This is a genomic window from Dyella sp. 333MFSha, assembly GCF_900102405.1.
Classification (GTDB): Bacteria; Pseudomonadota; Gammaproteobacteria; order Xanthomonadales; family Rhodanobacteraceae; genus Luteibacter; species Luteibacter mycovicinus.
Genome location: NZ_FNBR01000006.1, coordinates 230,204 through 240,969 on the forward strand (window position 1 = coordinate 230,204; position 10,766 = coordinate 240,969).

The window sequence follows — 10,766 nt, forward strand, 5'->3', positions numbered from 1 at the left end:
GAAGGCAATGACCGAAATCACGGATTTTCACGCCTACCCCGATGCGCATGGCCGCTTCGGTGACTACGGCGGCATCTACGTGGCGGAAACGCTCATGGAGCCCCTGGCCGAGCTGACCGCCGCGTATGAAAGACTGCGTGTCGATCCCGCCTTCATCGCCGAGCTCGATCGCGACCTCAAGTACTACGTGGGCCGTCCCAGCCCGGTGTACTTCGCCGAGCGGCTGACGAAGCACGTCGGCGGCGCGCGGATCATCCTCAAGCGTGAAGACCTGAACCACACAGGCGCGCACAAGATCAACAACACCGTGGGTCAGGCGCTGGTCGCCCGGCACATGGGCAAGTCGAGGATCATCGCCGAGACCGGTGCGGGCCAGCATGGCGTGGCGAGCGCCACCGTGGCCGCGCGTCTGGGCCTGAAGTGCGTCGTCTACATGGGCGCCGTCGACATCGAGCGGCAGAAGATCAACGTCTATCGTATGCGCCTGCTCGGCGCCGAGGTGGTCCCGGTCACTTCCGGTTCGAAGACACTCAAGGACGCCCTCAACGAGGCGATGCGCGACTGGGTCACGAATGTCGCCGACACCTTCTACATCATCGGCACCGTGGCGGGTCCGCACCCGTACCCGCAGATGGTCCGCGACTTCAACGCCATCGCCGGTCGCGAAGCGCGCGAGCAGACGCTGGAGCAGTTCGGCCGTCTGCCGGACGTCATCACGGCCTGCGTCGGTGGCGGCTCGAACGCCATCGGTCTGTTCCACGCCTTCCTCAACGACCGCGACGTGCGCATCGTCGGCGCCGAGGCGGCGGGCGACGGTATCGGTACGGGTCGTCATGCCGCCTCGCTGGCGGCGGGCAAGCCGGGCGTGCTGCACGGCAATCGCACCTACGTCCTCTCGGACGCGAACGGCCAGATCGTCGAAACGCATTCCGTTTCCGCGGGCCTCGACTATCCGGGCGTCGGCCCGGAGCACGCGTTCCTGAAGGACGCCGGTCGGGCGGAATACGTCGGCGTGACGGACGACGAAGCGCTCGAGGCGTTCCACTTGCTCGCCCGCACGGAGGGCATCCTTGCCGCGCTGGAATCGAGCCACGCGATCGCCCAGGCGATCAAGCTGGCCCGCGAACTGCCCAGCGACGGCCTGGTGCTCGCGAACCTTTCCGGTCGCGGGGACAAGGACGTGCACACCATCGCCGAGCGTGAAGGGATCGAGATCTGATGAGCCGCCTTGAAAGCCGTTTCGCGGCACTGAAAGCCGCCGGTCGTACCGGCCTGATCACCTTCGTCACGGCGGGTGACCCGCAGCCGGACGCCATGGTGCCGATGCTGCAGGCGCTGGTCGCCGCGGGCGCCGACGTGATCGAACTGGGCGTGCCGTTCTCCGATCCCATGGCCGACGGCCCGGTGATCCAGCACGCCAGCGAGCGGGCCATTGCTAAAGGCATCGGCCTGCATAACGTGCTGGCCTGGGTCGCGGCATTCCGTGAGACCGACAACGAAACGCCGATCGTCCTGATGGGCTACCTCAACCCGGTCGAGATGTACGGATACCCGGAATTCGCCGACGATGCCGTGGAGAAGGGTGTCGATGGCGTGCTGATGGTCGACTGCCCGCTCGAGGAGGCGCACGTGCTCGCGCCGCTGCGCGATGCCGGCCTCGACCAGATCCTGCTGGCCTCGCCAACGACCACCGATACCCGGCTGCAGGCCTTGTGCGAGGCGGCTTCGGGCTTCCTGTATTATGTGTCGTTCGCTGGCATCACCGGCGCGGCCCAGCTCAGCACGGCGGATATCGCCGAGCGCGTGGCCGGCATCCGGGCGACGTCGAAGGCGCCGGTCGCCGTCGGCTTCGGGGTGCGCGACGCCGCGAGTGCCGCGGCCATCGGTGCGTTCGCCGATGCGGTCGTCATCGGCAGTGCCCTGGTCGAACGTCTGGCCGGTGCGACGTCCGCTGACGAGGTGGCAAAACGGGCCAACGATTTCCTGGCCCCGATCCGCGCCGCCCTCGACGCGCGCTGATCGAAACGAGCTTCATGTAGGAGCGCGCCCCGCGCGCGACGCGACACCAATCGGAGACGCACGATGAACTGGCTGCAGAAAATCATGACGCCGAAGACCCGCGCACCCAGCGCGGCCGGCGGTAAGGGCAAGGTGCCCGAGGGTGTGTGGGAGAAGTGCGCCGGTTGCGGCACGGTCCTTTACAAGCCGGAGCTCGAAAAGTCGCTGATGGTCTGCCCGAAGTGCGGCCATCATCACGCGATCTCGGCCCGCGTGCGCCTCAACGCGTTCCTCGACGAAGGCAGCGCGAAGGAACTCTGGCCGAAGCTGGAGGCCGTCGACGCGCTCAGGTTCAAGGACCAGAAGAAGTACAAGGACCGCGTCGTCGCCGCGCAGAAGTCCACGGGTGAAAAGGATGCGCTGATCGCGATGTCCGGCACGCTGCTGGATCGTCCCATCGTTTCGGTCGCCTTCGAGTTCGCTTTCATGGGTGGCTCGATGGGGTCGGTGGTCGGCGAGAAATTCGCACGCGCCGCCGAGAAGGCGCTGGCGGAAAACAGCGCACTCGTCTGCTTCGCCGCCACGGGTGGCGCACGCATGCAGGAAGGCCTGTTTTCGCTCATGCAGATGGCCAAGACGTCGGCCGCACTGGCGCGCATGCGCGATGCCGGTGTGCCGTATATCTCGGTGCTTACGCATCCGACCACCGGCGGTGTGTCGGCAAGCCTTGGCATGCTGGGCGACCTCAACGTCGCCGAGCCGAAGGCGCTGATCGGTTTCGCCGGCCCGCGTGTCATCGAGCAGACCGTGCGCGAGACCCTGCCGGAAGGCTTCCAGCGCCCGGAGTTCCTGGTCGATCACGGCGCCATCGACATGATCGTCGACCGTCGCGAAATGCGCGAAAAGCTCGGCTCGATTCTCGGCATTCTCGAGAAGGCGCCGCGCGCGGCGGCGTGATCCGGTTTCGTAAGTAAGCAAAACAAGGAAGGCCCCGGAGAAATCCGGGGCCTTCTTCGTTTGCGGCCGTCACTTTTGCGGCTCATGCCGAAAACACGTAACGACGCATGGCGTTGGCCCTTGTGCCGTATCCGGGCGCACGACAAGAATCGGCCGGGGTGAGGGCACCGGAGTACGTACGTTTTTCCATTCCATACCGCAAAGGATGAATCCGATGAACAACGACATGAACTTCGCTTCCAACTCCGTCAGCCGTGCCGCGCAGTGGCGCACGCAGGCGGACAAGAACAACCCGGCGGGTGCGCTCTTCGCCAACGAATTCGCCGAGGCGGATATCATCGGCGGCACCGATATGCTCGTCACCGATTGTGCGATGTGTACGGGCTCCATCAAGAACACCATCCACATCTACTGCGCCTGATCCTCTCGCCGTGACGTCCTCCACGGACGCCGACGATTTCAGCGAATCGCTGGGCTGCCTGATCGCCGATGCCATGGTGGATCTTGCAGCCCGGCTCGCCGGGGTAGCCGGCCTGACGTGCGCCGAACGCGGCGTCGTCGCCGACGCGACGCGCGCTTCGCTGACGGAAGCGCTGCATGGCCGACTCGGTCGTGTCCTGTTGCTCGAGTTGCACGCGGCCGTCGAAGACGGGTTGCTCGTCGCTGCCGACAGCGCGGGCCGCTGGCACGAATTCATTGAGCGCTCGTCGTCTCCCGCATTCTGGGAAGAACTGACGACGCATTATCCGACGCTGATGGATCGCGTGAATCGTCTGGTGGAACAGCGTTGCGCAAGCGCGCTGGCGTTCGCCACGCATTTCGCGACGGACCGCGAGGCGCTCGACGTATTCCGCGGTAGCCCGCTCGGCGAGCTCGTCGCCTTGGCGATCGGCGCGGGCGACAGTCACCGTGGCGGCAGGACCGTGGCGTTGGTCACCTGCGCCCGCGGCCGTATCGTCTACAAGCCACGATCGGTGGGCATCGACGCGGCCTTGTCCCGCTTTATCGAGCCACTCACAGCACAGGGCGCCAGTCTTCGTGTACCACCCGTCGTGGAGCGGGATGGCTACGGTTGGGCCGCATTCGTCGAACACCGCTACGCCGCCGACGACGGCGAACTGTCCCGTTTCTATCGCGGACTGGGCGAGTGGCTGGCCGTCATGCGTCTGCTCGGCGGTAGCGATCTGCACGCCGAAAACCTGATCGCGCACGGTGCGCATCCGTTCGTCATCGACTGCGAGACGCTGTTCACGCCGCATCCGCCGGTCACACCCTCGGGCATGGGCCTGGCGCACGACCGCGCCGTGGGCATGGTCGAAGGCAGCGTTCTGAGCATGGGGTTTCTGCCGGGGCGCGGCGCGGCGTTGGCCTGGCGTGGCGTGGATTCGTCCGGCATGGGTGCCTTGCCGGGGCAGCAGCCCAGCGTGGAGGTGCCCGCCATCGTCGACGCGGGTACGGATCGCGCGCGGCTGGGCACCGTCATGGTCGAACCCGGCGGCGCCGCGAATCATCCGTCGCGCGCGCCCGCGCTGGCCGCGCACTGGCCGAAGGTCGTCGAAGGCTTCGATCAGGTGACCGCCTGGCTGCGCTCCGAGGACGCGGCGGGGAAACTGGCCGACCGGTTGCGCGCTTTTGCAGGTTGCGAAGTGCGTGCGGTCGTCCGGTCGACCGAGGTGTACGCCGAGCTGGCGCGCATGCTCTGGCACCCGGTGTCGCTGCACGCACGTGACGAAGCGACGCATCGCGCCGCCGCGTTATTGCGTCGGATGGGTCTGAACCGAGCGATTTCGCCCGATCGCGACGACGTGATCGCGGCCGAGATCGCCGACCTGCTCGATGGCGACATTCCGCTGTTTTCGACGATCGTTAGCGAAGGACGGCTATCGGGCCCTCGCGGCACGTCGTGGCTCGATCCCCGCGACCTCGCCGAGGATGCATTGCGACGCTGGCGCGAGGCAGATCTCGCGCTCGAACGTCAGGCTATCCGCGCCTCGCTGGCCAGCGCCTATGCCGACGGTGACCGCGACGAAGCGCATGTCTCCCTGCGACCGGTACGCCTCGCGTTGCACGATCTCGACCGCCGTCGCCGTCTGCTCGCCGCAGGTGTCATGAAAGACATCGTGAGGCGTGCGATCCGCGGTGACGATGGCAGCGTGGCGTGGATCGCTTCCGTGCTGGGTCCCAACGGGCGCAGCGTGCAGCCGATCGCGCAGGACGTATACGGAGGCATCGCAGGCATCGCGTTACTGGCTCATGGTTACACGCGCGAGCGCGATGCGGAGAGGGCGGACGATGTGGCGGAGATCGATGCGATCGCCGCGGCGGCGGTCGACACGATGCGATGGGCCGAAGCGCAGCTATGGGAGCGTCGTACCCATGTGGCGCGGCCGCGCCCGGTGCCTCCCGGTGGGTACATCGGTCTCGGCTCCCAGATCGCGTCGTGGCTGCTACTGGAGGCCTGGGGCGCGACGGCGGCGGGTGAGGGCGTCGAGCGGGCGCAGCGTCTCGCCGGACTCATCGCGGAGTCCGTCGCGGCGGACGATACGCGCGACCTGCTTACCGGCAGCAGCGGTGCGATCGCGCCGCTTCTTACGCTTCACGAGCGCACGAAGGATGCGAGGCACCTGACCCAGGCGGTGACCGTGGGCGATGCACTGATCGAGGCGGCGCGTCGGCAGGACGGCCGCGCCTGGTGGCCGCACGAGCGATGGCCCGATGGACTTGGCGGATTCGCCCATGGATCGACGGGCATCGGATGGGCACTGGCGAAGCTGGCGCAGGCGTCCGGACAGGATCGTTTTCTCGCGATGTCGCGGGCCGCGCTCGCGTTCGACGCCTCGTTGTTCGATCCGGTGACGGGTTGGCGCGACCTTCGTGGCGGCGACCCGGCGGCCGCGTGGTGCCACGGCGCGGTCGGTATCGGGCTGGCGCTGGCCGATCTGGATCCGGCACTGGATAACGCCGATCGGCGCGCCCAGTTCCGCGTCGCTTCGACGCTCGCCTGGCAGAACGGTATCGGTGGCGGTCATGGGCTATGCCACGGCGACATGGGGGCGTGGGAGCTGCTCGACATCGCCGTGCGCACGGGATTCGCTCCCGCAGGCTGCGACAGCGATACGCTGAAGGCCACGATCATCGGCAGCATCGAAAGCCACGGAGCCCGGTGCGGCAGGCAGAGTGAAGACCTGTCACCGGGCCTGATCGCCGGCCTGGGCGGCGTCGCGTGGCAGTTGCTGCGGATGCATCCCGAAAGCGCTCTGCCTTCCGTCCTGCTTCCGTCCTTCGCGAATCAGACCAGCACACGCTCCGCCCACAGCGACAACGTGCCGAGCCCGCCACCGATGACGGTCGCGGCGAGCACATCGCTGGGGTAGTGCAGACCGAGCACGACGCGTGAGGCACCGATGAGCGCGGCGAAGCCGATCAGGAAAGGCGCGAGCACCGGGTAATGCGCCACCGCAACGACGGTGAACGACACCGCCTGCAACGTGTGTCCCGACGGAAAGCTGAACTCATCCAGCGGGGGCACGTGGGCTATCACGCCGGGACAGGTGCGGAAGGGGCGTGGGCGACGCGTCCAGCGCTTCAGTACGCGATAGAGCATCAGTGCGGTCAGTCCGGTGATCGCCATCTGGACCGCCACGGCCACACCGTGCCAGCCGCCGACGATCGCCATGACCGTCATGAGCGAATACCAGAAGACGCCATCACCGAGGCGGCTGATGGCGCCGAAGAAGATGCCGATCGCACGACGCGCGCCCCAGCGGTTGGCGGCGACTCACATGCGCCGGTCGAGGCTGGCCCTACGCGGCGACGGCGGTGCTGCGTTCATGGACGCTCTCCTCGGCCATTGATTGCATGATGGATTCGAATTCGGCGATGACCGAATCGGGTGATGAACCGGCAAGCGAGAGACGTGCGGCGCCGCCCATCGCCCGGCACGCGTGGATGTCCGCACCGAGCGCCGCGGCGCGTTCGATCAGTCCGCCTTCGTTGCCGGGCGCGACGCGGATGCCGTTCTGGCCGTTGCGGATGAATTCGCGAGCGGCGGCTTCCGCATAGGCCACGACGGGTGTCCCCGACGCCATCGCCTCGAGCACCACGTTGCCGAAGGTCTCCGTGAGGCTCGGAAAAACGAACAGATCGGCACTGGCGTAGTAAGCGGCCAGGTCGTCGCCGCGGCGGACGCCGGCGAAAATCACATCCGGATGGGCCGCTTCGAGAGCGGCACGACCCGGGCCGTCACCGACGATGACACAGCGGGCGCCGGGAACGCGACGCTGCAGGGCACGGTAGGCATCGATCACGACGTGCAGGTTTTTCTCCGGCGCCACCCGGCCCACGCTGAGCATGACCGGTGTATCCGGACCCGCGCCCCACGACGTGCGCAGGTCGTCGTTACGACGTTCGGGATGAAAACGCTGCGGGTCGACCGCGCGGCGAAGCACGCGTACGTCGTGGACACCGAGGTCGTTGAGCTCACCGGCGAGCTGGCCCGTGGGCACCAGGGTGGTCTGCGCGCGACGATGGAACCGGGCGAGGTAGTTGCGTACGAAAGGGGTCAATGCGCCGAAACCGTAATGGCCGACGTAGAAGTCGAAGCGCGTGTGGAAGCCTGTAGCGACGGGGATGCCGAGGCGGCGGGCGGCGCTTACCGCGCTCCATCCCAGCGGGCCTTCGGTGGCCACGTAGATCGCATCCGGGCGGTCCGACCGCCAGCGGCGTTCCAGGCGAAAGCGGGAGGGCAGGCCGAAGCGAAGGCCGGCATAGCGCGGGACGGCGGCACCCTCGACGGCGAGGACATCCATGCCCGCATCGGCCATGGCCGGCGTGTCGGGGTGGATCGGGCGAATGAGGTCGACGGTGTGTCCGCGGCGGACGAGTCCGCGGGCGAGCGACTGGACGGTAAGAGAGACCCCATTGACGTCCGGTGCATAGGTCTCGGTGACGATGCCGACTCGCATGGCGGTGCCCCTGTTGGCCTGAGCTTGGTCCAAGCTTCGCGCGCAGGGATGTCGCGGGCATGATGGTGATATGACGCTGGCGTTACCGGAACGGGCCCGGCGATCAAGGCGAGCACGCTGTAGGGGATGCCCTCGAAACCACCCCGGGGCCCGATCGGTTAAAATCCCGCCCTTGTCCGTCCGATGACCTCAACGATGACCGTCCGTACCCGTTTCGCCCCCAGCCCCACCGGCTACCTCCACATCGGCGGTGCCCGTACCGCGCTCTACTGCTGGCTGGAGTCGCGCCGCCGCGGTGGCGAATTCGTACTGCGCATCGAGGACACCGATCGCGAGCGCTCCACGCAGGAGGCCGTGCAGGCCATCCTCGACGGCATGCAGTGGCTCGGCCTTACGCATGACGAAGGTCCGTACTATCAGACGCTGCGCATGGACCGTTACCGCGAGGTGGCCGACCAGCTGCTGCGCGAGGGCAAGGCGTATTACGCCTACGAGACCAAGGAAGAGATCGAGGAGATGCGCAACGCGGCCATGGCAGCCGGGGTGAAGCCGCGTTACAACGGCTATTACCGCGACCGCAACGAGCCGCTGCGTGACGATCCGAACCGCGTCATCCGCTTCAAGAACCCGTCCACGGGTTCGGTGGTGTTCGACGACAAGGTGAAGGGGCGCATCGAGTGGTCGAACGAAGAGCTCGACGACCTCGTGATCTTCCGCTCGGACGGCTTCCCGACGTACAACTTCGCGGTCGTGGTCGATGACATCGACATGGGTATCACCGAGGTGATCCGCGGCGACGACCACGTCAACAACACCCCGCGCCAGATCAACATCTACAAGGCGCTGGGTGCGCCCGTCCCCGAATTCGCGCACCTGCCGATGATTCTGGGGCCGGACGGCCAGAAGCTTTCCAAGCGTCACGGTGCCGTCAGCGTCATGCAGTACCGCGACGACGGTTTCCTGCCGCATGCACTGCTCAATTATCTCGTCCGCCTGGGCTGGTCGCATGGCGATCAGGAAATCTTCTCGGTCGAGGACATGAAAACGCTGTTCGACGTCTCGGACGTCAACAAGGCCGCATCGCGCTTCGACGTGACCAAGCTCTCCTGGCTCAATCAGCATTACCTGAAGACGGATGACCCGGCGACGCTCGGGCCGGAACTGGCCTGGCACCTCGGCAAGATCGGTATCGACGCCTCGGCTGGCCCGAACCCCGCCGACGTGGTCGTGGCCCTGCGCGACCGCGTGCAGACGTTCAAGGAAATGGCCGAGCGCGCGAAGATCTGGTACGGCCCGATCGTCGAGTGGGACGACAAGGCCATCGAGAAACACCTGCGTACGGACACCGCGCCCGCCGCGCTCGAGAAGGCGAAGTCCGAACTCGCCGCTCTGCCTGAGTGGACGCCGGAAGCCGTACACGGCGCCGTCGAGCGCGTGGCCGCGGGCCTCGAACTGGGGATGGGCAAGGTGGCCGCGCCGCTGCGCGTGGCGATGACCGGCACGCAGGTGTCGCCGTCGATCGAACACACCATCTACCTGGCCGGTCGCGACGGTGCGCTGGCGCGCATCGACGAGGCGCTCGCCCGCGCTCGTGGATGAGATCCTGGCCAAGGCGATGCGGGGCGTCGATCCTGACGACCCCGGAGCCTTTCTGGCGATCTTCACGAACCTCATGGCCGCGATGCCATGGGGGCAGCTGATCCTCTGGCAGATCGTTTTCATCGTCGTCGGCGGCGTGCTGGGCTGGTGGCGCGGGCGCTTCGTCGCCGGCATCGTCGCCGCGCTGGTGCTGGGGCCGTTCGGCTGGGTGGTGCCTTTCATGCCACGCAAGCGGCCCCCGCCTTTACCGCCGCGTGGCGGTCCGCCCCCGCTGCCCCGGTCGAAAAAGCGCTGACGGGCCCTCATGTTAGAATGAGGGATACGAGGATTTCGATGTGACCACGCACGCCGCGCACAAGCACACGCACGAACACCATGACGATGCCCGCGGCTTCGTCGCGGCGGTCGAACACGCCTCGCTGGAGCGCGGTCTGCGCCTGACGCCCCTGCGTCGTGAGGTGCTGGAACTGGTCGCGAGCGCGGGCAAACCCGTAAAAGCCTACGATCTGCTCGATCGCCTGCGCGAGAAGCACGGCAACGCCGCGCCGCCCACGGTCTATCGGGCGCTCGATTTCCTCCTCGAAAACGGCTTCATCCATAAGCTGGAGTCGATCAACGCTTACGTGTCCTGCCACCATCCGGCGGAATCGCATCAGGTACCTTTTCTGATCTGCGACAAGTGCCAGTGCGCGCAGGAAGTCTGCGACGAACGCGTCGCGGAGCTGATCGAGGCCCAGGCCAAAGCCCTGGGGTTCCGTCCGCAAGCGCAGACCCTCGAAGTGCACGGCATCTGCAAGAACTGCCGGTAACGCCCGGCTGCCCGACACCGCTGTAGGAGCGCGCCTGCGCGCGAAAAGCCGACGCAGCGAAGAAGCGGCAACCCACCATCGCTACGCAGGCTTTTCGCGCGCAGGGCTGTAGTGGCCGGGTATTTGAGGACCACGCATAGGAGCGTTAAGCCGCCATCCTCTCAAACTCGGCCGGCGGGCGGTAGTCGAGCGCGGAGTGCAGGCGCTCGTGGTTGTAATAGCGAACCAGGTAGTCGATCGCGTCTTGTGATGCCAAAGCTCGGGTCGGGCAGGTTTCCTCGCCGAACCACTCCTGTTTAAGGCTTCGGAAGACGCGTTCGACGACGGCGTTGTCCCAGCAGTTCCCCTTGCGGCTCATGCTTTGAACGATGCCGTGTCGGGCCAGATGTTGGGTGTAGCGATCGGAGGTGTACGAGGCGCCCTGATCGGTGTGGATGAC

General features: G+C 66.7%; 10 protein-coding genes and 1 pseudogene. 8 read left to right on the top strand and 3 right to left on the bottom strand.

Translation table 11 applies throughout. The features are described 5' to 3' along the window. The first annotated feature begins 7 nt into the window (after nucleotides 1-7). The 5 genes from trpB to BLT40_RS18635 all read left to right on the top strand — a co-directional run bounded on the left by trpB (nucleotide 8) and on the right by BLT40_RS18635 (nucleotide 6,329). Nucleotides 8-1,219, top strand: a complete 1,212-nt coding sequence (gene trpB / locus BLT40_RS18615) for a tryptophan synthase subunit beta (protein ID WP_043693385.1) — start codon at nucleotides 8-10, stop codon at nucleotides 1,217-1,219. After that, nucleotides 1,219-2,019: a tryptophan synthase subunit alpha gene (trpA, locus tag BLT40_RS18620; RefSeq protein WP_090355740.1), complete on the top strand. Its 801-nt coding sequence runs from the start codon at nucleotides 1,219-1,221 to the stop codon at nucleotides 2,017-2,019. Before trpB ends, trpA begins: the two co-directional genes overlap by 1 nt. Nucleotides 2,020-2,082: 63 nt before the next feature. Beyond that, nucleotides 2,083-2,955 carry an acetyl-CoA carboxylase, carboxyltransferase subunit beta gene (accD, locus tag BLT40_RS18625; RefSeq protein ID WP_043693391.1) on the top strand — a complete coding sequence of 291 codons (873 nt, stop codon included), beginning with the start codon at nucleotides 2,083-2,085 and terminating at the stop codon, nucleotides 2,953-2,955. Nucleotides 2,956-3,169: 214 nt separating this feature from the next. Beyond that, nucleotides 3,170-3,376, top strand: a complete 207-nt coding sequence (locus tag BLT40_RS18630) for a DUF6229 family protein (protein ID WP_043693394.1) — start codon at nucleotides 3,170-3,172, stop codon at nucleotides 3,374-3,376. 10 nt (nucleotides 3,377-3,386) lie between these two features. Then, entirely contained in the window at nucleotides 3,387-6,329 is a 2,943-nt protein-coding gene (locus tag BLT40_RS18635) for a type 2 lanthipeptide synthetase LanM family protein (RefSeq protein WP_090355743.1), read from the top strand. Here BLT40_RS18635 and BLT40_RS18640 read toward each other — a convergent pair. Together BLT40_RS18640 and BLT40_RS18645 are read right to left on the bottom strand one after the other, a co-directional pair. Beyond that, nucleotides 6,245-6,787 (bottom strand): annotated as a pseudogene (locus tag BLT40_RS18640) (phosphatase PAP2 family protein). The gene BLT40_RS18635 and the pseudogene BLT40_RS18640 overlap by 85 nt on opposite strands. Then, nucleotides 6,759-7,919 carry a glycosyltransferase family 4 protein gene (locus BLT40_RS18645; protein ID WP_036114057.1) on the bottom strand — a complete coding sequence of 387 codons (1,161 nt, stop codon included), beginning with the start codon at nucleotides 7,917-7,919 and terminating at the stop codon, nucleotides 6,759-6,761. The pseudogene BLT40_RS18640 and the gene BLT40_RS18645 overlap by 29 nt, the downstream one beginning before the upstream one ends. A 195-nt stretch (nucleotides 7,920-8,114) precedes the next feature. Here BLT40_RS18645 and gltX point away from each other — a divergent pair, with 195 nt between their 5' ends. Genes gltX through BLT40_RS18660 form a run of 3 tightly spaced genes read left to right on the top strand, consistent with a single transcriptional unit; the run spans nucleotide 8,115 to nucleotide 10,327 of the window. Beyond that, a complete protein-coding gene (gene gltX / locus BLT40_RS18650; RefSeq protein ID WP_079522082.1) occupies nucleotides 8,115-9,518 on the top strand; it encodes a glutamate--tRNA ligase in 1,404 nt (467 codons plus the stop codon). Further along, the gene (locus tag BLT40_RS18655) at nucleotides 9,511-9,813 is read left to right on the top strand and encodes a hypothetical protein (protein ID WP_079522096.1); all 303 of its coding nucleotides are present in this window, start codon (nucleotides 9,511-9,513) and stop codon (nucleotides 9,811-9,813) included. The genes gltX and BLT40_RS18655 overlap by 8 nt, the downstream gene beginning before the upstream one ends. Before the next feature lie 40 nt (nucleotides 9,814-9,853). Continuing rightward, complete coding sequence (locus BLT40_RS18660) at nucleotides 9,854-10,327, top strand: transcriptional repressor (RefSeq protein ID WP_036114050.1); 474 nt, start codon at nucleotides 9,854-9,856, stop codon at nucleotides 10,325-10,327. 145 nt (nucleotides 10,328-10,472) lie between these two features. Here the strand turns inward: BLT40_RS18660 and BLT40_RS18665 are convergent. Beyond that, nucleotides 10,473-10,766 (bottom strand): integrase core domain-containing protein (locus BLT40_RS18665; RefSeq protein WP_143025915.1); only part of this gene is annotated, 294 nt, incomplete at its 5' end.